This is a genomic window from Streptomyces sp. NPDC001351, assembly GCF_042896045.1.
Taxonomy (GTDB): domain Bacteria; phylum Actinomycetota; class Actinomycetes; order Streptomycetales; family Streptomycetaceae; genus Streptomyces.
The window spans coordinates 448,376-472,985 of the sequence record NZ_JBIAWS010000003.1 but is presented as its reverse complement, the minus strand read 5'-3'; the positions used below and the strand labels follow the sequence as shown (position 1 = coordinate 472,985).

25 protein-coding genes, 1 tRNA gene and 1 pseudogene are annotated in these 24,610 nt (G+C 72.1%); 18 read left to right on the top strand and 9 right to left on the bottom strand.

Translation table 11 applies throughout. The annotated features are described in order from the left end of the window. The first annotated feature begins 10 nt into the window (after nt 1-10). From ACFY1U_RS12480 to ACFY1U_RS12440, 9 genes and pseudogenes are all read left to right on the top strand, one after another. Nucleotides 11-877 (top strand): intradiol ring-cleavage dioxygenase, encoded by an 867-nt coding sequence (locus ACFY1U_RS12480; protein ID WP_390694087.1) that lies wholly within the window; start codon nt 11-13, stop codon nt 875-877. Continuing rightward, nucleotides 874-1,956, top strand: a complete 1,083-nt coding sequence (locus ACFY1U_RS12475; RefSeq protein WP_390694086.1) for a maleylacetate reductase — start codon at nt 874-876, stop codon at nt 1,954-1,956. Before ACFY1U_RS12480 ends, ACFY1U_RS12475 begins: the two co-directional genes overlap by 4 nt. A 117-nt stretch (nt 1,957-2,073) precedes the next feature. Further along, nucleotides 2,074-2,511 (top strand): annotated as a pseudogene (locus tag ACFY1U_RS12470) (PrpF domain-containing protein); the annotation flags it as partial. Next, the gene (locus ACFY1U_RS12465; protein WP_390694085.1) at nt 2,508-3,458 is read left to right on the top strand and encodes a catechol 2,3-dioxygenase; all 951 of its coding nucleotides are present in this window, start codon (nt 2,508-2,510) and stop codon (nt 3,456-3,458) included. The pseudogene ACFY1U_RS12470 and the gene ACFY1U_RS12465, both read left to right, overlap by 4 nt. Before the next feature lie 247 nt (nt 3,459-3,705). Next, a complete protein-coding gene (locus ACFY1U_RS12460; protein WP_390694084.1) occupies nt 3,706-4,491 on the top strand; it encodes an alpha/beta fold hydrolase in 786 nt (261 codons plus the stop codon). 174 nt (nt 4,492-4,665) lie between these two features. Next, nucleotides 4,666-6,003 (top strand): sensor histidine kinase, encoded by a 1,338-nt coding sequence (locus tag ACFY1U_RS12455; RefSeq protein WP_390694083.1) that lies wholly within the window; start codon nt 4,666-4,668, stop codon nt 6,001-6,003. Between the two features lie 32 nt (nt 6,004-6,035). Continuing rightward, nucleotides 6,036-6,680, top strand: a complete 645-nt coding sequence (locus ACFY1U_RS12450) for a LuxR C-terminal-related transcriptional regulator (RefSeq protein WP_390694082.1) — start codon at nt 6,036-6,038, stop codon at nt 6,678-6,680. A gap of 125 nt (nt 6,681-6,805) precedes the next feature. Then, complete coding sequence (locus tag ACFY1U_RS12445) at nt 6,806-7,552, top strand: PP2C family protein-serine/threonine phosphatase (RefSeq protein WP_390694081.1); 747 nt, start codon at nt 6,806-6,808, stop codon at nt 7,550-7,552. Nucleotides 7,553-7,847: 295 nt separating this feature from the next. Continuing rightward, nucleotides 7,848-8,063: a hypothetical protein gene (locus tag ACFY1U_RS12440; RefSeq protein WP_390694080.1), complete on the top strand. Its 216-nt coding sequence runs from the start codon at nt 7,848-7,850 to the stop codon at nt 8,061-8,063. A 29-nt stretch (nt 8,064-8,092) separates the two neighbouring features. On the opposite strand, the gene ACFY1U_RS12435 is transcribed toward ACFY1U_RS12440, so the two are convergent. Further along, nucleotides 8,093-8,527 carry a VOC family protein gene (locus ACFY1U_RS12435; protein WP_390694079.1) on the bottom strand — a complete coding sequence of 145 codons (435 nt, stop codon included), beginning with the start codon at nt 8,525-8,527 and terminating at the stop codon, nt 8,093-8,095. Nucleotides 8,528-8,603: 76 nt separating this feature from the next. Then, the gene (locus ACFY1U_RS12430) at nt 8,604-9,365 is read right to left on the bottom strand and encodes an ATP-binding cassette domain-containing protein (protein ID WP_390694078.1); all 762 of its coding nucleotides are present in this window, start codon (nt 9,363-9,365) and stop codon (nt 8,604-8,606) included. A gap of 327 nt (nt 9,366-9,692) precedes the next feature. Here ACFY1U_RS12430 and ACFY1U_RS12425 point away from each other — a divergent pair, with 327 nt between their 5' ends. The 3 genes from ACFY1U_RS12425 to ACFY1U_RS12415 all read left to right on the top strand — a co-directional run bounded on the left by ACFY1U_RS12425 (nt 9,693) and on the right by ACFY1U_RS12415 (nt 13,259). Then, nucleotides 9,693-10,661, top strand: coding sequence for a substrate-binding domain-containing protein (locus tag ACFY1U_RS12425; protein WP_390694077.1), 969 nt, complete (start codon nt 9,693-9,695; stop codon nt 10,659-10,661). Nucleotides 10,662-10,713: 52 nt separating this feature from the next. Next, nucleotides 10,714-11,715 (top strand): ABC transporter permease, encoded by a 1,002-nt coding sequence (locus ACFY1U_RS12420; protein ID WP_390694076.1) that lies wholly within the window; start codon nt 10,714-10,716, stop codon nt 11,713-11,715. Between the two features lie 464 nt (nt 11,716-12,179). Further along, nucleotides 12,180-13,259: a DUF4037 domain-containing protein gene (locus ACFY1U_RS12415; protein ID WP_390694075.1), complete on the top strand. Its 1,080-nt coding sequence runs from the start codon at nt 12,180-12,182 to the stop codon at nt 13,257-13,259. A gap of 11 nt (nt 13,260-13,270) precedes the next feature. Here the strand turns inward: ACFY1U_RS12415 and ACFY1U_RS12410 are convergent, their stop codons facing one another. Both ACFY1U_RS12410 and ACFY1U_RS12405 read right to left on the bottom strand, forming a co-directional pair. After that, complete coding sequence (locus ACFY1U_RS12410) at nt 13,271-14,281, bottom strand: M56 family metallopeptidase (RefSeq protein WP_390694074.1); 1,011 nt, start codon at nt 14,279-14,281, stop codon at nt 13,271-13,273. A gap of 4 nt (nt 14,282-14,285) precedes the next feature. Further along, nucleotides 14,286-14,699 carry a BlaI/MecI/CopY family transcriptional regulator gene (locus tag ACFY1U_RS12405; RefSeq protein WP_390694073.1) on the bottom strand — a complete coding sequence of 138 codons (414 nt, stop codon included), beginning with the start codon at nt 14,697-14,699 and terminating at the stop codon, nt 14,286-14,288. Between the two features lie 196 nt (nt 14,700-14,895). Here ACFY1U_RS12405 and ACFY1U_RS12400 point away from each other — a divergent pair, with 196 nt between their 5' ends. Both ACFY1U_RS12400 and ACFY1U_RS12395 read left to right on the top strand, forming a co-directional pair. Beyond that, the gene (locus ACFY1U_RS12400) at nt 14,896-16,491 is read left to right on the top strand and encodes a UDP-N-acetylglucosamine--N-acetylglucosamine transferase (protein ID WP_390694072.1); all 1,596 of its coding nucleotides are present in this window, start codon (nt 14,896-14,898) and stop codon (nt 16,489-16,491) included. Continuing rightward, nucleotides 16,488-17,213 (top strand): polysaccharide deacetylase family protein, encoded by a 726-nt coding sequence (locus tag ACFY1U_RS12395; RefSeq protein ID WP_390694071.1) that lies wholly within the window; start codon nt 16,488-16,490, stop codon nt 17,211-17,213. The genes ACFY1U_RS12400 and ACFY1U_RS12395 overlap by 4 nt, the downstream gene beginning before the upstream one ends. 24 nt (nt 17,214-17,237) lie before the next feature. Here ACFY1U_RS12395 and ACFY1U_RS12390 read toward each other — a convergent pair whose 3' ends face one another. Continuing rightward, nucleotides 17,238-17,810 carry a TetR/AcrR family transcriptional regulator gene (locus ACFY1U_RS12390; protein WP_390694069.1) on the bottom strand — a complete coding sequence of 191 codons (573 nt, stop codon included), beginning with the start codon at nt 17,808-17,810 and terminating at the stop codon, nt 17,238-17,240. A 237-nt stretch (nt 17,811-18,047) separates the two neighbouring features. Between ACFY1U_RS12390 and ACFY1U_RS12385 the strand changes: the two genes are divergently transcribed. Continuing rightward, nucleotides 18,048-19,496, top strand: a complete 1,449-nt coding sequence (locus tag ACFY1U_RS12385; protein WP_390694068.1) for an MFS transporter — start codon at nt 18,048-18,050, stop codon at nt 19,494-19,496. 112 nt (nt 19,497-19,608) lie between these two features. After that, nucleotides 19,609-19,682: transfer RNA gene (locus ACFY1U_RS12380), tRNA-Pro, on the top strand. Nucleotides 19,683-20,086: 404 nt separating this feature from the next. On the opposite strand, the gene ACFY1U_RS12375 is transcribed toward ACFY1U_RS12380, so the two are convergent. The 4 genes from ACFY1U_RS12375 to ACFY1U_RS12360 form a co-directional block, all read right to left on the bottom strand. After that, the gene (locus ACFY1U_RS12375) at nt 20,087-20,224 is read right to left on the bottom strand and encodes a hypothetical protein (RefSeq protein ID WP_390694067.1); all 138 of its coding nucleotides are present in this window, start codon (nt 20,222-20,224) and stop codon (nt 20,087-20,089) included. Between the two features lie 232 nt (nt 20,225-20,456). After that, a complete protein-coding gene (locus tag ACFY1U_RS12370; protein WP_390694066.1) occupies nt 20,457-22,082 on the bottom strand; it encodes a transglycosylase domain-containing protein in 1,626 nt (541 codons plus the stop codon). Beyond that, a complete protein-coding gene (locus tag ACFY1U_RS12365) occupies nt 22,079-22,744 on the bottom strand; it encodes a hypothetical protein (RefSeq protein WP_390694065.1) in 666 nt (221 codons plus the stop codon). The genes ACFY1U_RS12370 and ACFY1U_RS12365 overlap by 4 nt, the downstream gene beginning before the upstream one ends. Further along, entirely contained in the window at nt 22,741-23,202 is a 462-nt protein-coding gene (locus tag ACFY1U_RS12360; protein ID WP_390694064.1) for a sigma factor-like helix-turn-helix DNA-binding protein, read from the bottom strand. The genes ACFY1U_RS12365 and ACFY1U_RS12360 overlap by 4 nt, the downstream gene beginning before the upstream one ends. 90 nt (nt 23,203-23,292) lie before the next feature. Here ACFY1U_RS12360 and ACFY1U_RS12355 point away from each other — a divergent pair, with 90 nt between their 5' ends. Continuing rightward, nucleotides 23,293-23,814, top strand: coding sequence for a SigE family RNA polymerase sigma factor (locus ACFY1U_RS12355; RefSeq protein ID WP_390694063.1), 522 nt, complete (start codon nt 23,293-23,295; stop codon nt 23,812-23,814). Further along, on the top strand, nt 23,804-24,460 hold the full coding sequence (locus ACFY1U_RS12350; protein WP_390694062.1) for a L,D-transpeptidase: 657 nt from the start codon (nt 23,804-23,806) through the stop codon (nt 24,458-24,460). The genes ACFY1U_RS12355 and ACFY1U_RS12350 overlap by 11 nt, the downstream gene beginning before the upstream one ends. Nucleotides 24,461-24,610 lie beyond the last annotated feature (150 nt).

Below are 24,610 nucleotides of genomic sequence, written 5' to 3'. Positions count from 1 at the left end.
GGGAGCCGACATGACCACCGATGCCACCGGCACCACGGTCACGGACGAGGCGGTGGGCAGCCTGCACGCCACCACCGACCCGCGCCTGCGCGAACTGCTCACCGGTCTGATCCGCCATCTCCACGCCTTCGCCCGTGAGACCCGGCTGACGCAGCAGGAGTGGGAGCGGGCGATCGGCTTCCTCACGGCGACCGGGCAGATGTGCACGGACACCCGGCAGGAGTTCATCCTCCTGTCGGACGTGCTCGGCCTGTCGATGCTCGTCGAGACGATCAACGGCGACCGGGCCGCCGGAGCCACCGAGTCGACGGTCCTCGGCCCCTTCCACATGACCGAGTCCCCGGCCCGCGAACCCGGCGCGAACATCGACCTGGTGGGCGGCGGCGAACCCTGCGTGGTCAGCGGCCGGGTCCTGTCCGGGGACGGAACGCCGCTGCCGGGCGCGCTCGTCGACGTCTGGCAGGCCGACGGGAACGGCTTCTACGACGTCCAGCGCCCGGACGTGCAGCCGCCCGGCAACGGGCGCGGGCTGTTCACCGCGGACGCGGAGGGCCGCTTCTGGTTCCGCACCTGCGTGCCGAGCCCGTACCCGATCCCCACCGACGGCCCGGTCGGCGACCTGCTGCGCGCGACCGCCCGCCACCCCTACCGGCCCGCGCACATCCACTTCATCGCCTCGGCCGAAGATCACGTACCGGTGACCACGCACATCTTCGTCGAGGGCAGTGACTACCTCGACTCCGACGCGGTGTTCGCCGTCAAGCCGAGCCTGGTCCAGGAGTTCACCCGAACGGATGACTCCGCCCTGGCGCGGGAGTTCGGCGTCCCGAACCCCTTCCGCCACGCCCGCTTCGACCTCGTACTGGAGCATGCGTGAAGCACCACCTCGACTTCTCCTACGAGTCCCGGCCCGTGCGGGTCGTCTTCCGGCCCGGGGCCGCCACGAGCGCGACCGCCGGCGAGGCCGCGGCGCTCGGCCTGCGGCGGCTGCTCGTGGTGTGCGGCAGCCACGGCGCCCGGACGGCACGCGCGGTCGCCGACTCGCTGGGGCCCGCCTGCGCGGGATTGCACGACGGAGCCCGGATGCACGTGCCCGTCGAGGTCGCCGACCGGGGTGTCGAGGCGGCCCGCGCGGCGGGCGCGGACGGCTGCGTGGCCGTCGGCGGCGGCTCCTCGATCGGCCTCGGCAAGGCGATCGCCCTGCGCACGGGCCTGCCGCTGATCGCCGTGCCCTCCACCTACTCCGGCTCGGAGATGACCCCGGTCTGGGGTCTGACCGAACACGGCGCCAAACGCACCGGCCGCGACCCCGTCGTCCTGCCCCGCAGCGTCGTCTACGACCCCGAACTCACCCTCTCCCTGCCGGTGCCGCTCTCCGTCACCAGCGGAATCAACGCGATCGCCCACGCCGTCGAGGCGCTGTACGCCCCCGACACCTCACCCCTGATCGCCCTGATGGCCCAGGAAGGCGTACGGGCCATGGCGGGCGCCCTGCCCGAGGTGGCCGCCGACCCGGAATCCCTGGAGGCCCGCAGCCGCGCCCTGTACGGCGCCTGGCTGTGCGGCTCCTGCCTCGGCGCCACCACCATGGGCCTGCACCACAAGCTGTGCCACGTCCTCGGCGGCGCCTTCGGCCTGCCCCACGCCGAGACCCACACGGTGGTCCTGCCGTACGCCCTCGCGTACAACGCGCCCGCGGCACCGGACGCGGCGGCCGCCGTCGCCCGCGCCCTCGACACGGACGACGCCCCGCACGCCCTGCGGGAGCTGGCCGGACGCCTCGGCGCACCCCGCTCCCTCGCCGAACTCGGCCTGAAGGAAGGCGACTTGGAGGTGGCGGCGGCCCAGACCGCGGGCCAGGCCTACGCCAACCCCCGCGAGGTCACGGCCGACGGGGCACTCACCGTGCTGCGGGCGGCGTACGAGGGCGCGGCACCGGAGTTCCCCGCCGCCTGACGCGGGAAGGCCGCCGCCCAGGATGACGCCGGCCAGGAGATCGAGCGGGCGCTGACGCGCCTCACACACCGACGTACTCCGCGCCTCTTGTCCCTCATGGAAGGCGCGTCGAACCATCGGCTGCGTGAAATCCGCCTGGAAGCAGGGAGGTTGATGGGCCTCGGTGATGTCGCGGACACCACCGTGCCCAAGCTCACCCTCCTCGCCCCACCCCGGGACGGCGGCGCGATCTCCACTCGAACCTTCATCCCGGTGCGCTGCCATACGTCGATCGGGGTGCTCGGCGCGGCCAGTGTGGCCGCCGGCCTGCGGATCGAGGGCGGGGTGGGCGCGCAGCTCGCACAGCTGGATACCGGCAGTGACCGCATCCGTATCGAACATCCCACCGGATTCCTGGACATCGAAAGCAGCCTCGCCACCGGTCCCGACGGTCAGCCCGCCGCCCGCCGCACCGCCGTCGTCCGTACGGCTCGCAAGATCTTCGACGGCACCGTCTTCCCACGCTCCGCCGGGACGGCACCGATGCCCCCGCACCCCGAAGGAGGTCACCGATGACCCCGCCGCTCGGCGACATCGCCCACATCGGCCACGCCCAGTTGTTCACCCCGGACCTGGACGCCAGTGTCGCCTTCTTCACCGACTACCTCGGCCTCACGGTCAACGGCCAGGAGGGCGACACGGTCTATCTGCGGACCTTCGACGACTACGAGCACCACAGCCTGGTCCTCACCGCCCGCGAACAGCCCGGCCTCGGCCGGCTCGCCCTGCGCACCTCCAGCGAGGAGGCCCTCCATCGCCGAATCAAGGCGATCGAGGGGGCGGGCGGCTCCGGCACGTGGGTCGAGGACGAACCCGGCCTCGGCAGGCTGTACTTGACGACCGATCCGGACGGCCACGAGCACGCCCTGTACTGGGAGAGCGAGCACTACCGGGCCCCCGCGGAGCTCAGGCCCGCACTCAAGAACCAGCCGCAGGCCAAGCCCAACCGGGGCGTCGGGGTGCGGCGACTGGACCACATCAACTTCCTCGCGGCCGACGTCCTGGGCAGCGCCGAGTTCCAACAACACGTGCTGGGGGCACGGCCGACCGAGCAGATCCGGCTCGACTCCGGGCGGATCGCGGCGCGTTGGCTGACGTACACGAACAAGTCGTACGACGTCGTCTACACCGAGGACTGGACCGGTTCCACCGGGCGGCTGCATCACATCGCCTTCGCGACCGACACCCGCGAGGACATCCTGCGCGCCGCCGATCTCGCCATCGACTCCGGCGTGTTCATCGAGACGGGCCCGCACAAGCACGCCATCCAGCAGACGTTCTTCCTGTACGTCTACGAGCCCGGCGGAAACCGCATCGAGCTGTGCAACCCGCTCACCCGTCTCGTCCTGGCCCCCGACTGGCCGCTGATCACCTGGACCGAGGAGGAGCGGAAGAAGGGGCAGGCCTGGGGGCTGAAGACCATCGAGTCGTTCCACACGCACGGGACGCCGCCGGTCACCTGAGAGGTCGGTCGCCCCGGCCCGAGCGGAGCCGCCGACCGCCGGGCTCGGCGTCCCCACGCCGATGGGCGTGCCGCCCCCGGCAGCCGCGCCACCGCCGTCGGCTGGACCTCCGGCACCCCGAGCAGCACCGGCCAGGAGCTGGTCACCGCCCGCTGACCAGCGGCCGTACCCCCGTGGCGGGGCAGGAGGACGGAGGTCGGCCGCCGCAGCGGATGCGGGGGCCGGCGTCCGGCGTCAGGCTCGGAATATGAGTGAGCAGTGGGATGTCCGCCGTGCGGGGCCGGAGCAGGCGCCGCACCGGGTGCTGATGATTCCGGGCGGGCTGTGTTCGACCGAGTTCTACGCGGACGTGATGGCCGAGCCGGCGCTGGCGGAACTGGGGCTGGTCGCCGTCACGATGCCCGGATTCGGCGGGACCACGGCGCCCGAGGACGTGACGATGGAGCACTACGCCCGGCTGATGGCGGACTTCGCCGCCGAATCGGGCTGCGATGTGGCCGTCGGGCACAGCCTCGGCGCGAACGTCGTGATCGAGATGGCGGCGGCGGGCCTGTTCCACGGGCCGCTGGTGCTGCTCTCTCCGGCCTTCTCGCGCAGCGACGAGGCGAAGTTCCTGGTCGTGATGGACATCCTCGGGCGGGTGCCCGGGCTCGGCATCGCGGCCTGGACCGGCATGCTGAAGATGCTGCCCAAGGCCATGAAACGCGAGATGCCCGCACACCGGGCGGAGGCGTTGGCGGCGGACTTGGCCCGGAACGACCCGGCCACCTGCCGCCGCATCGTGCGGCGCTACTACGCATACCTGGACCGGTATCCGACCCTGGTCCCACGGTTGTGCGAGGCCGCCGTCCCGGCCTGGGTGGTGCGCGGCGACCACGACGAGATCGGCGTGACGGACGTCGAGCGGCGTGGCCTGGAGGCCTGCCCGCAGGTCCGGATGGTCACCGTGCCCGACGCAGGGCACCTCGTACTGGTCGAGCAGCCCGCACGGGTCGCCGACGTGATCCTGGACGCGGCCGCCGCGATCCGCTGAAGCCCACCCGCACAGCTGTCGGTCGTCTCCCCCACTCTCGGCTTCGCTTGAGCGGGGGGACCGGCTTGAGCGGGGGAACCCCCATCGCGGCGGAGCCGCGTATCGATTCAACCCCCCTGCCCCTGTCGGGCGCTGCCGGAACCGCAGCGGACAGATGGACGGGACACTGGGACCATGCAGGACACACATACGGGGGCGGCGCGTCTGCGGGCCGTGCTGCGGGCGCCGTTCACGGCCCGGACCTGGGCCGAGGCCGCCTACTGTCTGGTCGGGTTTCCGATTGCCCTCGTCGGGTTCGTACTCGTGCTCGTTGTGCTTGCCCTCGGTACCGGGTTCACCGTCTCCCTCGTCGGTGCCGTGCTCGGGCTGGTGCTCGTCGTCGGCTCGACCGGGCTCGCCCGTGTCCTTGCTGCCGTGCATCGTCGCCTTGCGGCGGGGCTGCTGGGCGAGCGAGTGGCGGTGCCGCCCGCGCTGCGGCCCACGGGCAAGGCCTTCGCGCGGCTCGACGCGCGGTTGCGGGACGCCACCGGATGGCGCTCGGTGGCGTATGTGCTGGTCAAACTGCCCGTTGCCGCCTTGCAGTTGTATGCCGTGGGGTGGTGGCTGACCGGCCTGCTCGATCTGTCCGCTCCGCTGCGCTGGGCCGCCTTCGGGCAGCGTCCGCACCCCGGCGGGGAAGGCATCCCGACCATCACACCCGTCCCGGCCGGCGGCGGCGCCCCGCACAGCACCACCTTCGCGGGGACCTTCGTGGCCGCCGCGATCGGTGCGGTCACGCTGCTCGCGGCGCCGTGGGTCACCCGCGGCATCGTCGCCGTCGACCGCTGGCTGGTGCGTGCGCTGCTGGGGCCGGGTGAACTCGCCCAGCGCGTACGGAACTTGGAGGAGACCCGCGCCCTCGCCGTCGACGACTCCGCGGCCCTGCTGCGCCGGCTGGAGCGGGACCTGCACGACGGCGCGCAGGTGCGGCTCGTCGCGCTGGCCATGAGCCTCGACATGGCGAGGGAGGGGCTGGGCGCGGAGGGCGAACCGGTCGCCGACCCCGGGCGGCTGCGCCGGCTGATCGACAGCGCGCACACCAACGCCACCGAAGCCCTCAGCGAGCTGCGCGATCTGGCCCGCGGCATCCATCCGCCCGTACTGGACGACGGCCTGCCCGACGCACTCACCACGCTGGCCGCCCGCAGCACCGTACCTGTGGAGCTGGCCGTCGACGTCCCGCAGCGGCCCACACCGGCGATCGAGACCATCGCCTACTTCTGCGCCGCCGAACTGCTCACCAACGTCATCAAGCACAGCGGCGCCCGGCGGGCGGCCATGCGCGTCACCCAGGAGAAGGGCCTGCTGCGGCTGTGTGTGAGCGACGACGGGCGCGGAGGCGCGGCGCCCGGTGCGGGCAGTGGTCTGACGGGTCTGCTGCAACGGGTACGTACGGTCGACGGCACCCTGCACGTCAGCAGCCCGGAAGGCGGGCCGACGGCGGTGACGGTCGCCTTGCCGCTGCACGCGTGAGCGGGCGGCGCGAGATGAGGGAGCATTCCGGTATGCGTGTCGTGATCGCCGAGGACGCCGCCGTACTGCGGGAGTTGCTGGCCCAGATGCTCACCGAGCGCGGCCACGAGGTGTGCGCGGCCGTGGGCGACGCCGAAGGTCTGCGGGCGGCCGTCGCCGAGCACCGGCCGGACGTCGGCGTCGTCGACATCCGTATGCCGCCCAGCCACACGGATGAGGGCCTGCGCGCCGCCATCGACATCCGGCGGGAGCATCCCGGCACCGGGGTGCTGCTGTTCTCGCAGTACATCGAGACGAAGTACGCGACGAGACTGCTGGCCGAGGGTTCGGCCGGTGTCGGCTACCTGCTCAAGGACCGGGTCGCGAACGTGGCCGAGTTCACCGACGCACTGGCCCGCGTATCGGCTGGCGGGACCGCCCTCGACCCGGAGGTCGTCACGCAGCTCGCCGGCGCCGGCCGCCGGGGCGAGGACCTCGAAACACTGACGGCACGCGAGCGTGAGGTGCTGGCGCTGATGGCACAGGGCAGGTCGAACGCCGCGATCGCGCAGACTCTCGTGGTGTCGGCCGGCACGGTGGAGAAACATGTGGCCGCCGTCTTCGGCAAGCTGGGCCTCGCGGCCTCGGAGGACGCGAACCGGCGGGTGCTGGCGGTACTGCGCTACCTGGGAGCATGAGCGGCGGACGGGCGGAGAGGACTGCTGACCAGCAGAAACACCCAATCGCTCCTAGACTTGCAGCGGGAGCGAGCTCTCCAGTGGTGCGTCCTGGCGCGTCTGGTGCGGGAAGGCGGTGACGCTCCATGCCGTACGTCGCGGTGAGCGCGGTGAGCCACCCCGGGCTGCTGCGCGAGCGGAACGAGGACAGCCTCGTCGTCGGACCGTGGACCCTGTGCGCCACCGTGACCGAGAGCCCGCAGACGCTGGTCTTCCCCCTCGGGACGCCCCTGGTCGTCGCGGTCGCCGACGGGCTCGGCGGACATCCCGGCGGCGACGTGGCCAGCGCCCTGGTCGCCCGCAGGGTCGCGTCCATCGGCCCTGCCCTGGACGACGAGGACGCCGTCCGCGCCGCCCTGAACGCCTGCAACCGTGCCGTGTACCAGGCCGCGGCAGAGGGCAGCGAGCTCACCGCCATGGGAACGACGGTGGCCGGCATCGTCGTACGACCCGGCTCGCTGCTGATCTTCAACGTGGGCGACAGCCGGGTCCTCACCGCCTCCCGAGACGGCCTGCGCCAGCTGAGCACCGACGACAGCCCACCGCTCGCCCCCGGCCGGCGCACCACGTCCCTGGTCACCCAGTGCCTGGGCGGCAGCCCTGACTACCGGGCCATCAGCCCCCATGTGACGACGGCGCCCCTCTCACCCGGCGACCGCTACCTCGTCTGCACGGACGGCCTGACCGACCCGCTGACGACGGACGTCATCGAGGAGCTGCTCAGAGACCACGACGACGGCCGGGCTGCCTTCGAGCTGTGGAAGGCCGCGATCGCGGCGGGCGGGCCCGACAACATCACGCTGGCGGTCGTACGGGTTGCGGAGGTGCGATGATCCCGCTGCAGTTCATGATCTTCGCGGCCGGTCCCGCCTCTTTCCTCGGCGCCGGGGGCGCCGCCGGACGGGCGGACGCCGTATGCGGACGTGGACGGCGACCGCGTGCTGGACGAGGTGCGCCGGGGGCCGCTGGGCCGTGACCCCAAGGGCAGGCGGTGGCGGGCACCCGGCATCACCGTGCAGCACGGCACGTCGGCCCCTCGCCTCCCATGAGCACTGTCGGGCGGCCGACGGGGGAACGTTCAGTCATGCTGGAACAGGTGGCATCTCTTCCCGCGGCAAGGAGCACCGTATGCGCACGGACCCGGTCGGACGATTCCTGGCAGCCCTGGGCCCCGAGCAGCGCGAGGCCGTCGGCGCCAAGCCGCGCCAGGAGCAAGAGCGCCTGGCGGCGGCCTGGGAGCAGGAACTCCAAGCGGACGACGAACTCGACACCCTCGACGAACTGTCACCCCCGGCAGCAGAGGCCGAAGCGGCCCGCCGCGTCCTGCAGAGCGGGACTGGCTAGCCGCCGCCTGGCAGACGCCAGACGGCCACTCAGTCGAGACAGAACTCGTTGCCCTCGATGTCCTGCATCACGATGCACGACTCGTCGACACCATCGGCGCGCAGCAGACGCACGCGCGTCGCACCGAGCGCGACCAGTCGTGCGCACTCGGCCTCGAGGGTGGTGAGGCGCTCTTCGCCCACGAGGCCGGTACCGGCTCGCACACAGAGGTGCACGCGATTCTTGACGACCTTGTCCTCGGGGACGCGCTGGAAGTACATGCGCGGGCCGACCCCTGTGGGATCCATGCAGACAAACGACGCACCCTGACGCTCGGGCGGCAGCGAGCGGTCGAAATCGTCCCAAGTGGCGAACCCCTCGGGCGGCGGCGGTACGACGTACCCCAGAACCTCGCACCAGAAGCGAGCGACGCGCTCAGGTTCCGCACAGTCGAAGGTGACCTGGAACTGCTTGACCGATGACATCGGCGCACGATAGCAGGATGATCATCAGCTCGATTCCGTCGGGTCCGCGTGGCGGCGGAGGCCGGGTGAGAGAGCGTCAGGAGTTGCTCGTGGCACCGACGATGGCGGCGAAGATCCGGTCCTGGGGGGAGGTCGGCACATGGAAGAAGCCGTTGTTGCTGCCGAGCCGCAGTACCGCTGCCTCGTCCGCGACCGCCTTGACGTCTCCCAGGTTGTGACTGATGAGGATCACTCCGATGCCCTGCTCGCGGAGCTCCTCGACGAGGTCGAGGACGTGGCCGGCCTGTGCGATGCCGAGCGCCGCGGTGGGCTCGTCCAGGAGCACGGCCTTCGGTCGGCCGAGGAGCGCGCGGGAGATCGCGACGGACTGCCGCTGGCCCGCGGACAGTGAAGCCACCGGAGCACGCAGGTCGGGGACGCGGATGCCCAGTGTGTCGAGCTGCCCGCGCGCCTCCCTGCGCATCCCGCTGTCGTCCATCGACCGGAAGAGGCGGCCCCGCGCACCGGAGCACCGCCGCTCCCGGCCCAGGAAGAGGTTCGCGGCGACATCGAGCTCGTCGCACAGTGCCAGGTCCTGATAGACCGTCGCGATGCCCAGACGCTGGGCGATCCGGGGAGTCCTGATCTGGACGGCCCGCCCTTCCCACTCGATGACGCCCTTGTCGGGGGGATCCACCCCCGAGATGACCTTGATCAGAGTGGACTTGCCGGCACCGTTGTCACCCAGAAGGGCGACGACCTGGCCCTCGTGGACCTCCAGGTCCACGTCCTTGAGGGCCTGGACGGCGCCGAACCGCTTGGAGATCCCGTGCAGCGCGAGCAGCGGCGGCCCAGTCACGCGAACCTCACCTTCTCCGCGCGACCGCGGTGACGCCGCACGGCCCCGGGCTCCCTGTTCCGATCACCATCTTTCGTCCCTGTCCGGACGTATGCAATGCGGAACGCACGAACCCGTCCGAACGGCGCGTCCAGCCGCGCCCGCTCGAAGAGGAGACTGAAGCGACACAGTGCGATATGTATGAACAAACTGGGCACGTGGTGTAGATCGCGAGGCTTCCACAACGTCGGACCCGGCCGGAGGAGGGTGTCACCGATGGCACACCACTGCACCGTCCGCAGGCGCGGTCGGCCACGGAGTTCGCGAGCGGGGCCGACGCTCCTCCTGGTGGGAACGCTCCTGCTCGGCGCCGCGGCCTGTGGCGGACATCAGGCCTCCACGGGTGGCCAGGGAACGGGGAAGGTCACCATCGGTCTGGTGACCAAGACCGAGACCAATCCGTTCTTCGTGGCTCTGCGCGAGGCGGCCCAGGCTGCCGCGAAGAAGGACCACGCCGAGCTCATCGCCCTGTCCGGCAAGTTCGACGGCGACAACGAGGGCCAGGTCAACGCGGTGGAGAGCCTCATCGCCCGCCATGTGCGGGGCATCATGATCACACCGTCGAACACGACGGGGATCCTGGGTGCCATCGCCGAGGCCCGCCGGCAGGGCATCCTGGTGATCGCGCTGGACACCGCGACGGACCCGGAGAACGCGGCGGTGGCCACGTACGCGACCGACAACTTCCAGGCCGGACGCCTCCAGGGCGCCTATGTCAGGGCCGTGCTCGGCCACCGGGCCCCCAAGCTGTTCATGCTCGACGGCACGGAGGGGTCCACGGTGAGCCAGCAGCGCCACGACGGCTTCCTCAGCGGCTTCGGGATCAAGGACGACTCACCGGCGATCCGCGGACGGGCGATCACCAACGGCGACCGCAACCGAGGGCAGACCGCGATGGAGAACCTGCTGCAGCGCACGAGCGACGTGAACTCGGTCTACACCATCAACGAACCGGTGGCCGACGGCGCCTACACGGCCCTCGCGGCACGCGGTCTGGCCGGGCGGGTGACCGTCGGCTCCATCGACGGCGGATGCGCGGGCGTGCGCGACGTCAGGTCCGGCAAGTACGCGGCCACCGTCATGCAGTTCCCGGTCAGGATGGCCGACCTGGGCGTGGCCGCGGTCACCGACTTCGCACGGCACGGGAGGAAACCGTCCGGCTTCACGGACACCGGCACGCAACTCATCACCGACAAGCCGGTGCGGGGGCTGGCGTCCCGCGACACGGGCTGGGGACTCCGGCACTGCTGGGGGTGACCTCCGGGCGCCGCCCGGGCGAAGGGATCAGTAACGGATCATGAGATCTCCCGTGACCACCAGTGCCGCCGCCGACGGCGAGCCGGGCACCGCGCTGCGGGACGCGCTGCGGTACGCCCTGCGCACACCGATCGTCGGCCCCCTCGTGGCCCTGGCCGTCGCCGTACTGGTCTTCTCGCTCGTGACGGACACGTTCCTGACGCCCGAGAACCTCGCCCTGGTGCTGCAGCAGTCCATCGTGACCGGCACGCTGGCACTGGGCCAGACGCTGATCATCCTCACGGCGGGCATCGACCTCGCGAACGGGGCCATCGCGGTCCTCGGCACGCTCGTCATGGCCAAGCTCGTCTTCGAGGGGCACGGCCCCGCGGGGGCGCTGCTGCTCGGCCTGCTCACGGCCACCGTCCTCGGGCTGGTCAACGGCCTGCTCGTGGCGCGTCTGGGCCTGCCCCCCTTCATCGTGACGCTGGGCGCGCTGACCGTCATCTACGCCGTGGCCAGGCTCTACTCCGACTCCCGCAGTTACCCGGTCACCGACGATCTGCTCGTCTTCTGGGGCAACGGCGTCCATGTCGGCAGGGTCCTCGTCACCTGGGGGACGTTCCTGCTCGTGGGTCTGTACGCGTTCTTCTGGTACGGGCTCGCCAAGACGGCCTGGGGCCGGCACCTCTACGCCGTCGGCAACGCCCCCGAGTCCGCCCGCCTGACCGGCATCAACGTGCGGCGCACGGTCCTGTCGGTCTACGTCACGGCCGGCTTCCTCTACGGCATCGCCGCCTGGCAGGCCCTCGGCCGCATCCCCAACGCCGACCCGAACTCCTACCAGACGGCGAATCTGGAGAGCATCACGGCGGTCGTCATCGGCGGGACCAGCCTCTTCGGCGGCCGGGGAAGCGTCGCCGGCACGCTCATCGGGACACTCATCGTCACCGTGCTCCGCTCCGGCCTCACCCAGGCGGGCATCGACAGCCTCTACCAGGACGTCGCCACCGGGACCCTGGTCGTCGTCACGGTCGCCGTCGACAAGGTCCTGCGCAAAGGCTCCGCCCGCTGACGCCGGCGCGCCACCGTTCGGCGACCGGGCTCGAGGTCGTGTCGAGAACCTCGCGCCGGCTCCGTCCGAGGGGTGCCGGATTTCCGCACCGGAAAGGACCGTCCGCCATGGCGGTCCCCGATGACCTCGACTGCGCCTCCAAAGGCGGTGCCGACGACCATCCGGCGTGTCCCGATCGTCCTCTCGCCGCAGGACTGACCTGGCCCAGAAGCCGGAGGGAAGTCCTGCCGGCGGGGTGCTCCGGGAGTACGGCCAGGTACGCGGCGTGTGCCTCGACCAGCGCGGGCGGCCTGCACGCGCGGCCCAGTGAGCGACGGCGGCAGGCGCGGCCCCGCCGTCCGCCGTTGCGACGTGCCCGGCGGCACGACGCGGGCGCTGCAGCCGCCGCACCAGGGGCCCGTGCGGTTCGAGCCGGGGCGAGGTCCCTGATAACCGTTGGCCGGCCGTCATGCGGTTCTGTCAGGGTGGCGGGCGTGACGCGTCGCTTTCTTCCCGGTCTCGTGCTGGCCGAGCTGTTCCACAGGGAGGTCGTCGCCCCGGTCCTGGACACCGCGCTGCACGGCGTGGCGTACTCGGCGGCGCTGCTCGGTTACGGCTCCGAGGTGCAGGGTTTCGACACTGTGCGCTCCACCGACCACGCCTGGGGGCCGCGCCTGGAGGTGTTCCTCGCCGATGAGGACTTCCGGGCCCGGGCGCAGCACCTGGATGCGGAGCTCGACCGGCGGCTTCCGGAGGAGTTCCGCGGCTACCCGGTTCGGTTCTCCTTTCCGGACGGCGCCCCGGCCCGGCACTGGGTGCACGTCAGCGATCTGCGGGTCTTCTTCACCGAGCAGCTCGGCGCCGACCCGGCCCAGGGACTGTCGGCGCGCGAGTGGCTCATGACTCCGACGCAACTGCTGCGGGAACTGACCGGCGGCGCGGTCTTCCACGACGGCCTCGGCCTGCTCGAGTCCTACCGCGCCGCTCTGGCCTGGTACCCCGATGACGTGTGGCGCTATGTGCTGGCCTGCCAGTGGATGCGCCTGTCCCAGGAAGAACCGTTCGTCGGGCGGTGTGGAGAGGTGGGTGACGACCTGGGCTCCGCAGTGGTCGCCGCCCGGCAGGTCCGTGATCTGATGAAGCTGTGCCTGCTGATGCACCGGGTCTATCCGCCCTACAGCAAGTGGCTGGGCAGCGCGTTCGCCGCACTGCCCTGCGCCGCGGAACTCACCCCGCTCCTGGCGGGCGCGTTGGCGGCCCGCAGCTGGCAGGAACGCGAGCAGTACCTGTCACCGGCGTACGAGCGGGCCGCAGGCATGCACAACAGCCTCGGGCTGACCGAACCTCTCGACGTGAAGGTCCGCCACTTCCACACCAGGCCGTTCCTGGTCCTGGACGCCCACCGCTTCACCGATGCCCTGATCGCCTCGATCGGCGATCCCGCCCTGCGCGCACTGCCCCCGGTCGGTGCGATCGACCAGTACGTCGACAGCACCGACGTCACCGACCGGAACCACACCGACCGCCGTATCCGCTACATCGCCGGACCGGGTCTCTCCACCTGACCGCCGAGCGATCAGTGCCCGCGCCGCCCGTCATGCGGGCAACACCGCTCATGCCCGTGCCCGAGCTGCCCCACCGGCCGGCCGGCTGGCCCCGCCGTCTTCACCTCTGCCGCGCACGCCGCCCGTTGCGCGCTCTCGATCATGTCCTCGCTGTCGGACGCGGCGTTCGCCAGGCTGGTGCAGCACACCGCCAGCAGCAACGCACCCCCGACGAACGGCAGCGCCCGTCGTGGCGGAGGGGGCGCGAGCAGTGCGCGTACCCGCTGCGGTACGGCGCCCCCGGCCGCCGCCAGCATGGTCGCGCGGGGCGGGTGCGCCGCGGAGGCGAGGGCGGCGCGGCCGACCGAGCGTGCGACGATCCGCCGGTCGCCGACCTGTGCGGCGGCCTCCTCGTCGGCCCAGCGTTCCAGGATGAAACCGCCCGTCGCGGCGAGCGGGCGCAGCAGCGGGCTGACGGCCGCGGTGAGCCGCCACAGGGTCTGGAAGAGGTGGTGTCTGCCGCGCAGATGCGCCCGCTCATGGGCCAGCAGCGCCTCGCGTTCGCCGTCGCCGAGGCAGCGCAGCATGCCGCGGGAGACCACGATCCGCCCGGGTGCGCCGGGCAGGGCGAAGGCGGCCGGTGACGGGTCGTCCAGAACGGCCAGTTCGGTGTCGCCCGACAGCCGCCGGCACTCCCGGCGGGCCCAGTTCAGATGCCGCGCCTGGCGTACGGCGGCCACCCCGAGTCCGGCGCAGGAAGCGGCCAGGGCGAGGGCCGCGGCCGTCGCGACGGTGAGGTACACCGGGTCCTCGGCGCTCAGTGCCGACACCGACCAGCGGCCCTCCGCGGCGACCTCGGGGATGCGTGCGAACCCGGCGAACGCCAGCAGGGCCAGCGACCCCAGCCAGCCCAGCGCCGTCACCAGAGCGGCACAGGCCAGCGCCCAGGCCGCCGGACGCGGAGCCAGCCGCCGTGCCGGACCGGGGACGAGCACCGCGAGGACGACGGTGACCAGGAGGGGGACGTAGACGCTGATCCGCACCGGCTCACGGCTCCTTGCCGGCGCGGCCGGGGTCCTGCCCGCTGTCCTGGTCGGACAGCAGCCGGTGCAGCAACTGCTCGTCCTCCTCGGACAGTTCGGAGACGAAGCGGCTGAGCACCGCCTCGCGGTCGGAACCGTGCTCGAGGAGTGCGTGCATCTGATCGGCGGTGTGGGTGGCCTCGTCACGGGCGGGTGCGTAGGCGTAGCCGCGGCCTGCCCGGTGCCGGACGAGCATGCCCTTGTCGTACAGCCGCGACAGGATCGTCAGCACGGTCGTGTAGGCGAGATCGCCGGGCAGCCGGTCCCGGACCTGGCGTGCGGTCAGCGGCTCCTCGGCTCCCCACAGGGTGGCGAGCACCCCGCTCTCCAGCTCACCGCGCGCCCGCCTGCCGGATGCCTCGCCCTCCCGGTCGTGCACTGTTCACCTCACCGTCTTTCGTCGCTCGGTGGCACAGCCTATCCGCCCGTCCACTACGACATGTAGGACATGGGTCGGCCTCCCGGAACCGACCTTCGGGCCGACCTCCCAGGATTGCTACTACAACTTGTACGAGTTTACCTACTACATGTTGTAGAGTTTCGCCGCCTCACTCCACCTGCGGAGGAACCAGCTCATGCCCCACCTCGGAAGTACGGTGCATCTGCGCGCCCTTGCGGCCGCCGCCCTGAGAACGCGACCCGCGACGACGCCCCGCAGTACGGCACCGGCCGAACGCGTCGTGATCGTCTCCGCAAGCATCGGGGCGGGCCACGACGGTGCCGCGCGCGAGCTGCACCGCCGGCTCCAGGCGGCCGGTGTCCCCGTCGACCGGTACGACCTGCTCGACCTGCTGCCCGCCCGGATCGGCCGGGCCGTCCGTGACGGCTACCACCGGATGCTCGTCCGGGCGCCCTGGATCTACCAGCGCGTCTACGACAGCACCGAGCGCGCCGGTGGCGGCGGCCCGCTGGCCCGTGCCCTGCTGCGCACCGCCGAGGACCGGATGCTGCGTGCCCTCCCCGCGGACACCGGCGCCGTCGTGTCCACCTACCCCGGGGCCAGCCGGGTGCTGGGCAGGCTGCGGCTGGCCGGCCGGCTCGACGTGCCGGTGTTCACCTACCTCACCGACTTCTCGGTGCACCCGCTGTGGGTGGCCGACGGCGTGGACGTCCACCTCGCCGCCCACGCCGTGCCCGCCGCACAGGCCCGGGCCCTCGGCGCGCACGACGTCCGGGTGGCCGGACCGGTCGTGGACCCGCGCTTCCGGCCCGCGCGGACGGCCGAACGCGCCGCCGCCCGGGCCCGGTTCGGGCTGCCCGCCGCCGCCCCGCTCGCCCTGCTGGTCGCCGGTTCCTGGGGTGTCGGGCCGGTCCGGCAGATGGCCCTGGAGCTGCGGGACTGCGGCGCGGCCGTGCCGGTCGTGGTCTGCGGCCGCAACGAGGCGCTGGCCCGGCAGCTGCGGGAGGACGGCATCGAGCACGCCTACGGCTGGGTCGACGACATGCCCGGCCTGATGCGCGCCGCCGACGTGCTCGTCCAGAACGCCGGCGGACTGACCTCGCTGGAGGCCTTCGCCGCCGGCCTGCCCGTCGCCAGCTACCGCTGCATACCGGGCCATGGACCGGCCAACGCGGCCGCGCTGGACGAGGCGGGCGTCGCCGCCTGGATCCAGGACCGGGCTCAACTCAAGCCAGTCCTCTGCGATTTGATCGACGGCGCTCGCGGCCTGCTCCAACGCGAGGCAGGACTCGCTCTGTTCGCCGCAGCCGGCCGGGGCCCCGCGGACGCAATAGCCCGCTCCTGCGGCGCCCGCGCCCCGCTCGCCCTTGCCCGACCCGTCGGACGCGGAACGGGAGCCCGTGGAGCAGCCGGCCCTTCCGTCGGCGGCGGGACGGGAGCCGGTTCGGCCGTTGAGTCGTCCGGCGTGCGGACGACGGGTGCCGATCCGGCCGTTGTGTCGCCTGCTGCACGCGGGGACGGTCCGGGTGTCGGGCCTTCCGTCGTAGGTGAGACCGGGGCCCGTGCGGCCGACGGGCCTCGGACCCGTCCGGCCGTACGTCGTCTTGCCGCCACTGCCGCCGCAGCCTCCGCCGTCTGGGTGTGCGCAGTCGGCACCGCGGTCGCCACCACGGACACGGGCAAAGGTGTCATGCATGCCATCGGCCGCAGGCTCGACCTCGACGACCCGCCGCACGCGGGCGCTCACCACCCGGAGGGTCACCGCTCGTGAGTGCCACACGTCTGCTCCGTACGGCCGCCCGGGTCGCCGTTCCCGTACTCGCCGCCGCGCACGCGGCCCCGGTGCTGTCCACCTTCGGTCCGCTGCGCAACCGCGTCATGCCCCGCCTCGCCGGCCGGGGCCGCGCCGATCACGTCGCGCTGACCTTCGACGACGGGCCCGACCCGCTGTCCACCCCGTTCTTTCTGCGGGCCCTGGAGGAACGCAAGGTCACCGCCACCTTCTTCCTCCTCGGCTGCCAGGCGCGCCGCTCGCCCGGCCTGGTCCGCGAGATCGCCGCCGCCGGGCACGAGATCGGCATCCACGGCTGGCTCCACCGCCCGCTGCTGCTGCGCGGCCCGCGCGCCACGTACGACGATTTCGCCCGCGCCCGCGACACGGTCGGCGCCCTCACCGGCCGTACCCCGACGCTCTTCCGGCCGCCCTACGGCGTGATGTCCACCGGCGCCCACCTCGCCGCCCGCCGCCTCGGCCTCACCCCGGTGCTGTGGACGGCCTGGGGCGAGGACTGGACCGCACGTGCCACCCCGGACTCGGTCCACCGCACGGTCACCCGCGACCTGGACGGCGGCGGCACGATCCTGCTGCACGACTCCGACTGCACCTCGGCTCCCGGCGCCTGGCGCTCGGCCCTCGGCGCGCTGCCCCGCATCCTCGACACCTGTGAGGAGCGGGGCCTGTCGGTCGGGCCGCTGCGCGAACACGGGCGGTAGAGCGGGGGAGCGGCACCGGCGGCGTCAACGGACGGTGGTGCGCACCCCGTCCAGTGCGATCGCCATGACGCGATCGCGCTGGGCGTCGTCGTCGAAGGCGGTGGCCGTGATGCCGGCCACCATCCGCAGCAGGTCGACGAAGTCCATGTCCCCCCGCGCCTCGCCCGCAGCCTGGGCCCGCTCGAACAGTGGCCCGCCCGCCGCGTACATCGACTCCCGGCAGGCCTGGAAGATCTCGGACTCGTCGTTGAGGGCCTCACGGACGGCCCGCTTGGTCACCATGTACCCCGCGAACCGGCGCAGCCAGGCCGTCAGTGCCTCCCACGGCTCCAGCCCGGCGACCTCCTGCGCGACCCGGCACAGTTCGTTGACGTCGCTCGCGTAGACGCTCTCGAACAGATCCCGGCGGGTCGGAAAATTGCGGTAGAGCGTGCCGATGCCCACGCCCGCGCGACGCGCGATGTCCTCCAGGGAGGCATCGGAGCCGTGCTCCGCGAACGCCTCGCGGGCCGCGTCCAGCAGGGCGTCGTAGTTGCGGGCGGCGTCCTTACGGTGCGGCCGCCGGGACGCCACGATCTCGCCCACGGGGAACGTCACGGGTGCCTCCAGAGCTGGTTCGATACGGAGGATTACCTCCGGTACTTGAAGCGGAGGGGTGCCTCCGTTAGAGTGGAGGTACGCCTCCACTTTACCAGTGGAGGGTACGTCCACCACCTTTCCGCGACCGCTCACCGCGGCCGTCGGCGTGCCCGAACCCGCCCACCGGCGCTCCGGGTCCGCACGACCGTGGCCCGAGAACCTCGGCCGCACCCCGCTCGTTCGGAGAGGCCCTCCATGCCCCGCAAGTCCACCCGTCTCACCTTCGCGGTCCTCGCGACCGGCGCCGGTGTGTTCGCCATGCTGCAGTCGCTGATCGCGCCGGCCCTGCCGACCGTCCAGCACGCGCTGCACACCTCCCAGTCCACCGCGACCTGGGTGATGACGGCCTATCTGCTGTCCGCCTCCGTCTTCACCCCGATCCTCGGCCGCGTCGGCGATCTGATCGGCAAGAAGCGCACCCTGGTCACCGTTCTGTTCGTGGTGCTGCTCGGCTGTCTGCTCGCCGCGCTCGCCCCGAACATCGGCGTCCTGATCGTCGCCCGGGTCGTCCAGGGCGTCGGCGGCGCGCTCTTCCCGCTCTCCTTCGGCATCATCCGCGACGAGTTCGCCCCGTCCCAGGTCAGCGGCAGCATCAGCAACCTGTCCGCGGTGATCGCCGCGGGCGGCGGTGTCGGCATCGTCGCGGCCGGACCCATCGTGTCCGCGCTGGACTACCGCTGGCTGTTCTGGATCCCCGTCGCCGTCGTCGCGGTCACCGTGCTCATCGCCCTTCGCTACGTGCCCGAGTCGCCCAACCGGGCCGAGGGCAAGGTCAGTTGGCTGGGCGCCGGACTGCTCTCGGCCTGGCTGGTGGCCCTGCTGCTGCCGCTGAGCCAGGCGAGCAAGTGGGGCTGGGGCTCGGCCAAGGTGATCGGCTTGTTCGCCGCTGCCGTCGCCCTGCTCGCCCTGTGGCTGCTGTCCGAGGCCCGCTCCCGCACCCCGCTGATCGACCTGCGCGTGATGCGGCTGCCGGCCGTGTGGACCACCAACACCGCCGCCCTGCTCTTCGGTGCGGGGATGTACGCGCTGTGGTCCTTCCTGCCCGCGTTCGTCCAGACGCCCGCCGCCGCGGGGTACGGCTTCGGTGCGAGCGTTACCGCCTCCGGCCTGCTGATGCTGCCGATGCTGGTGGCGATGTTCCTCTCCGGCATCCTGAGCGGCCGTCTGGAACCGGTGGTGGGCGCGAAGTCCCTCCTGACCACCGGTGCCGCGCTCGGCGCCCTCGCCCTGGGCATGCTGGCCCTCTGGCACTCGGCGCAGTGGCAAGTCGCCCTGGTATCGGGCGTGTTCGGCCTCGGCATCGGACTGGCCTTCGCCTCCATGGCCAACCTGATCGTCGGCAGCGTCCCGGCCTCCCAGACCGGCGCCGCGACCGGTATGAACGCCAACATCCGCACCATCGGCGGTTCGATCGGCGCCGCCGTCACCAGTGTCCTCGTCACCGGCCGCCTCCAGCCCTCGGGGCTGCCGTACGCCTCCGGCTACACCCACGGCTTCGCCCTGCTGGCGGTGCTGTGCCTGGCCGCAGCTCTGGCGGCCCTGCTGGTCCCGACGGCGCGCACGGCCCGCCTCACCGGTCCGGCCCCCACCGCCGACCCGACACCCATCGAGCCGGAAGCCGCCGCATCCGGCACCCGCGCCTGACGCGGGGGGCCGGCCCGGACTGCCGGGTCGGCCACCGGGCCCGGCCCGAACACCGGTGTACGTACGGTAAGGTTGACCTGCGCGATTTTGCGGCTCACCGCGGAAAGCGCACCGGGACGTGGCGCAGCTTGGTAGCGCACTTGACTGGGGGTCAAGGGGTCGCAGGTTCAAATCCTGTCGTCCCGACTTTACGAAGTCGCAGATCAGGGGCCGTTTCAGAGGAGATCTGAAACGGCCCCTTGATCATTCTTGGGGACCGCTCGGGGACCAGTGCACTTTGAAGGGGCTGTGGTGCAGCTTGACCCGGTCAAGGTGCACCACAGATGGCAGGCCGGCGGCGTGGCTTGGGGCAGCGTGCGGCCCAGGGTGCTCCCAGCGGCGATGGGGCCCTGTGGAGTGTGTGCCTGGATGGTCTGCGTACTTCACAGCGCCGGGGGCCTCGACGTTGGTCGGTGGCGGAGCAGATCGTCGACGTCGACTGTCAAGTCGGTCTCGGGCATTGTGGCTTCAGGGGCCACGCGGAGGAGTGCGGCTCGGTCCAGCGTGAGACGGGGGAGCAAGTGTCGATTCCTGCTGATCAGCGCTGTCGGTCAGCCTTCCCCTGGTTCCGGATCCCTGGGTTCGAGGAGGCGTCGGATCTCGGCAGCGACGATCTTGTGCTGGTCGAAGTGGGGTCGGCGTTCGCCGTTCCCCGTGTCGGGGATGGCGCTGATGGCGACGAGGCTCATGGCGGACTCGTCGTCGAGCTGGCGCACGTGCCAGGGGCCCGGGCTGCCGCGGCGGCGAGCTCCTCCAGTCTCAATCCGTCCGGGGTCCAGTCCTGTCCCGCCGCCGACGTGGTGCCTTGGGCCCGGGGGTTCAACGATGCGCCGGCCGCGATCGTGCGGCGGCAGCCGGGTCGGTTCGGCGCCCTGGCCACGGTGGCTCCGCAGGACCCGGCCACCGGGATCGAACTCCCCCTCATCTGCCTGTCACCTTCTCCCGCACCCGCTCCGCCACCCCCGTCGCGAACTGCTTCGCCGCCGATGCGTCGGACAGGTGGGCAGGGGTCGCTGCTCGTTTCCCCTTCGCCGGGTGTTCCGCGAACAGGGCCACGGTGACGGACAGTTGGGGGTCCGACTCGGTGCGCCAGAGGGTGCGAGTGGTGGTGGCGCCGGAGCCCGCGGTGCCGGTGTAGCCGGTCATGCCCGTGGCGGCCGGATGGACGCCGACCGCGGGCAGGAGGTCGCGGGTCTCGCGGTGGGCCGTGTAGAGGGTGCGGCCGCCGCGGGTGATCCTCGTGACCGTGTACGGCTTCGCGTACGTCCCCTGTGCCGAAGCCGTCGCGTACGCCGAGGCCAACTGCAGCGGGGTCGGGGTCGGCGTCCTGACGAGGGAGGAGACCGCGGCCGCGCCGGGCTTGGTGGCGCGTAGCGGAGCGAGGGCGCTGCCCGCCTCCACCGCCCCGGCGACGGCGTCGTTGAAAGGCTGCCTGGCGTAGTTCGCGCCGCCGTAGAGGACGCGGATCGCGCCGTCGCCCGGGACCATCGCGACGACGGCCGTGTGCAGGCGTGTCCTCTTGGCGGCCGGCGGAGCCTGGACCACCTGCTGGGCGGTGTCGTCCTGTGCCTCGATGTCGAACGTCGTACGGACCGTGTAACCGCCCCGCGCCAACTGGTCCTGGGTGATGCCCAGCCGGGCGGCCGCCTCGGCCGACGCCGCGTCGATCAGGTACTGGCGCTGCCCGTCCGTGTCGCCCGGCGGATAGAACCGGAACGCCGGAAAGGCGGCCGACGCCCGCTCCTCGGCCGTGATCGCGCCCGCCGCGCGCATGCCGTCCAGGACCCACGCCCACCGCTTCTGCAACGTCGCCGTCACCTTCGCGTCCGCACCGACTCGTTCGTAGTACGACGGCAGGTTGATGATCGCCGCCAGGGCCGCGCCCTGGGAGAGGTCCAGGTCCTTCGCGTCGACGCCGAAGTAGTTGCGGGCCGCCGACTCGATGCCGGCCGCCCCCCGGCCGAAGTACACGGTGTTCAGGTACCCCTTGAGGATCACGTCCTTGGAGCGGGTGCGGTCCAGCTTGAGGGCGATCAGCGCCTCGCGCGCCTTGCGGGACAGCGACTGCTCGGGGGTGAGCAGCGCGTTCTTCACGTACTGCTGCGTGATCGTCGAGCCGCCCTGCCGTTCCGCGCCGCTGAGCGTGGACCAGGCGGCCCGCGCGATCGCGGTCGGTGAGACGCCCGAGTCCGTGCGGAAGGAGCGGTTCTCCGCCGCGATCACCGCGTCCTGCACCTCGCGCGGCACCTGGGACAGGGGCACGTCCTGCCGGTCCACCGGGCCGCGCCGGCCCAGATACTGCCCGCTCGCGTCCAGGAACACCGTGCTCTGGATGACCGTCTCCGGATGCGGGGCGGGGATGACCGTCAGCTGATAGGCGACGACGACCGCGGTGCACAGGGCCAGGAGGAGGACCAGTACGGCGATGAGCGCGCGCCGGATCCAGCGGGCGCGGCGGCGCCGGGTGCGGACGCGGAAGGTGACCCGGCGACGATGGCGTACGGGCTTCTCGTGGATCTCATGGGGTACGCCCGTCGTGCTGCTCACCGGGCCACCCCGCCCTGTGCCAGGACCGCGCCCCGTGCGTCGTGGATCGTCACCCGCGCATCCAGCAACTGGTGTCCGTCCTTGGGGAGTTCGCCGGTCGCGTACCACGCGCTCCAGCCGGGGCTGCCCGCGAGTGTCAGCAGTGTGCCGGACGTCGTGCCGAACGGTGTGCGCAAGGTCACGCGGGCCGCGGGCGTCTGCCCCCGGTAGGTGCCGGTCATGAGATAGCGGTTGCCCGTACCCACCACCGTCATGGTCACCGCGGCCCTGCCCCCGGCGCGTCCTGGGGGCGCCAGGACCAGCCCCGGCGCCGACGACCAGTGCTCTCCCTCCTTCGTCAGCCACAACTCCTCGTCGTGCAAGGGGCGTACGTGCTCGCCGGCCGCAACGACCCGTACCTTCGCCGCCCCGGCGGAGGGCGTCGGTGCTCCGGAGGCGGTCCTCGCGGTCACGCGCGGTACGACGACGTAGGTGATCCCCCCGAGCAGGAGAGCGACTGCCGTCAGCCACCGGACCCGCCGCCGCCTTCTCCACGCACGCCCCTCGCGCTCGATCCGCGCCAGCGGGAGCGGCGACGGCACCAGATCACGCACCTCGGCCGCGAACGCCTCGCTCAATTCGATGCGTCGCAGGTCGACTTGGCGTGCCTCGGTGCGGTTCATCGGCGAACCTCCGGGAGAGAGCGTGTACTCAGGGCGGCCAGTCCCCGCCGCGCGTACGACGTCACCGCGCCCTGCGAGCAGCCCAGCACCTCGGCGATCTCCGACTCGGCGAGTCCGTCGCCGTGGCGCAGCACGAGCACGACCCGCTGCCGGAAGGGCAGGTCCGCCAACGCACGCCCGAGCGCCGTGAGTCGGCGTCGGCCTCGGGGCGAACGGCGGCGGCCGTGCAGCCGTACCAAGGTCCGCCGCACATAGAAGTCGGCGTCGTCCCTCGGCACCCTCCGTCTGCGTGCGTACGTCTGAGCCAGCGCCGCCCGTGCCAGGTCGGCCGCCTCGTCCACGTCGCCGGTGAGGAGGCGAGCGGTGCGCAGGAGGCGGGGCCAGGCTTCGTTGGCGTAGGCCGTGAAGTCCCCACGGGGAGAGGGGGAATGGGAGGACTTGGCTCTGGTGCTGGTCATAATGATCCCCCTGCGGTGTGTTTCGATGTGCGACGTACGGGACCTGTACGCACGGCAGGGACCACCGGGTTGCAAGGGACGCCAGGGAAAATGACGGAGGATGAGTTCGACGCGTTCTACGCCGCCGCGTTCCCTCGGCTGACCGGCCAGCTCTATGCCTTCACCGGGGACCGCGGGGAGGCGCAGGACGTGGTCCAGGAGGCGTTCGTACGGGCCTGGGACCGGCGACGGGACTTCCTTGCCGACGGAGCGCCCGAGGCGTGGGTCAGGACGGTGGCGATGCGGCTCGCGGTGAGCCGGTGGCGGCGGGCGCGACGGTGGCTGGAACTGGTGCGCCGGACGCCGCCACCCGAGAGCACCCCCGGACCGGAGTCGCAGCACGCCCATCTCGCCGATCTCGTCGCCGCGCTGCGGCGGCTGCCCGAGGCGCAGCGCATGGCGGTCGTACTGCACCATCTGTGCGACCTGAGCGTCGAGCAGGTAGCCTCCGAGACCGGCGCGCCCGTGGGGACGGTCAAGGCCCGGCTGTCCCGTGGCCGGGTCGCGCTACAGCAGGAACTGGGCACCGAATACGCGGAGTTCGGGGAGAGGGAGGACGACCGTGTCCGATGACCTCACCGTCGGTCTGCGGGAACTCGCTGAGTCCGCCGAGCAGTTGCCCCCGTCCTCCGGCGCCGACGTCCGCCGCCTCGCCCAGCGGCGCAGGCGTCGGCGCCATACGATTGCGGCCCTCGGCGGGACGGCCGCCGTGGCGGCCGTGGCCCTGGCACTGGTGCTGAGCCTCGGCGGATCGGGCGCCGGACGACAGGACATGCCGGCCACACGCCCGACGAGCACGCTCATGCAGCAGCCGGCGCCCGACGCCGAGGTGGATCTCTCGTCGCGGCTTCTCAAGGCCGGCGGCCGGAGCATGCCCGTCTCGTCCGGCTTCGTACGCACCCCGACTCCGACCGGGCGGATGACCGTCGTCTCCAGGGTCGACGTCGCCATGGTGTCGGGAGCGGTGGTCGGCCGACCCGCCGACCTCCGGTACAACGTGCCCTGGGTGATCCGGCTCCGCGCGGACGACGGGAAGACGACAGCCGTCTTCGGCTTTTCCACCGACGAGACGGTGCCGGGTGTCTACGACATGACGTCCGGCTGGATCGGCCTGCGGACGGCCGACGCCAAGTGGCTCTACGACCGGTTGCGGACCGGGTCGGTGGTCGACATCGAGGGCCATGCACCGGCGGACCCCTGGGCCACACCCTCCGCATGACAGAGGCCGGAGCCACTCCAAGTGACTCCGGCCTCGGGGTCGTTCGGATCCCGCCTGTCACACGACTCCGGTTCGCGAAGCACTGGCCCCGGGCCCCATTGGCCACGATGCCGTGGCAGGACTCGAAGCCCTGCCCGGCCCCGGTTGACC

Excerpts from the sequence above, each read along its gene's own strand:
- ACFY1U_RS12465 (WP_390694085.1), top strand. The coding sequence starts at position 2,508 with ATGACCCCGCCGCTCGGCGACATCGCCCACATCGGCCACGCCCAGTTG.
- ACFY1U_RS12365 (WP_390694065.1), bottom strand. The coding sequence starts at position 22,744 with ATGAACCGCACCGAGGCACGCCAAGTCGACCTGCGACGCATCGAATTG.
- ACFY1U_RS12480 (WP_390694087.1), top strand. The coding sequence starts at position 11 with ATGACCACCGATGCCACCGGCACCACGGTCACGGACGAGGCGGTGGGC.
- ACFY1U_RS12375 (WP_390694067.1), bottom strand. The coding sequence starts at position 20,224 with ATGAGCCTCGTCGCCATCAGCGCCATCCCCGACACGGGGAACGGCGAA.
- ACFY1U_RS12435 (WP_390694079.1), bottom strand. The coding sequence starts at position 8,527 with ATGTCATCGGTCAAGCAGTTCCAGGTCACCTTCGACTGTGCGGAACCT.
- ACFY1U_RS12460 (WP_390694084.1), top strand. The coding sequence starts at position 3,706 with ATGAGTGAGCAGTGGGATGTCCGCCGTGCGGGGCCGGAGCAGGCGCCG.
- ACFY1U_RS12440 (WP_390694080.1), top strand. The coding sequence starts at position 7,848 with ATGCGCACGGACCCGGTCGGACGATTCCTGGCAGCCCTGGGCCCCGAG.
- ACFY1U_RS12455 (WP_390694083.1), top strand. The coding sequence starts at position 4,666 with ATGCAGGACACACATACGGGGGCGGCGCGTCTGCGGGCCGTGCTGCGG.
- ACFY1U_RS12360 (WP_390694064.1), bottom strand. The coding sequence starts at position 23,202 with ATGACCAGCACCAGAGCCAAGTCCTCCCATTCCCCCTCTCCCCGTGGG.
- ACFY1U_RS12445 (WP_390694081.1), top strand. The coding sequence starts at position 6,806 with ATGCCGTACGTCGCGGTGAGCGCGGTGAGCCACCCCGGGCTGCTGCGC.
- ACFY1U_RS12450 (WP_390694082.1), top strand. The coding sequence starts at position 6,036 with ATGCGTGTCGTGATCGCCGAGGACGCCGCCGTACTGCGGGAGTTGCTG.
- ACFY1U_RS12355 (WP_390694063.1), top strand. The coding sequence starts at position 23,293 with ATGACGGAGGATGAGTTCGACGCGTTCTACGCCGCCGCGTTCCCTCGG.
- ACFY1U_RS12385 (WP_390694068.1), top strand. The coding sequence starts at position 18,048 with ATGCCCCGCAAGTCCACCCGTCTCACCTTCGCGGTCCTCGCGACCGGC.
- ACFY1U_RS12400 (WP_390694072.1), top strand. The coding sequence starts at position 14,896 with ATGCCCCACCTCGGAAGTACGGTGCATCTGCGCGCCCTTGCGGCCGCC.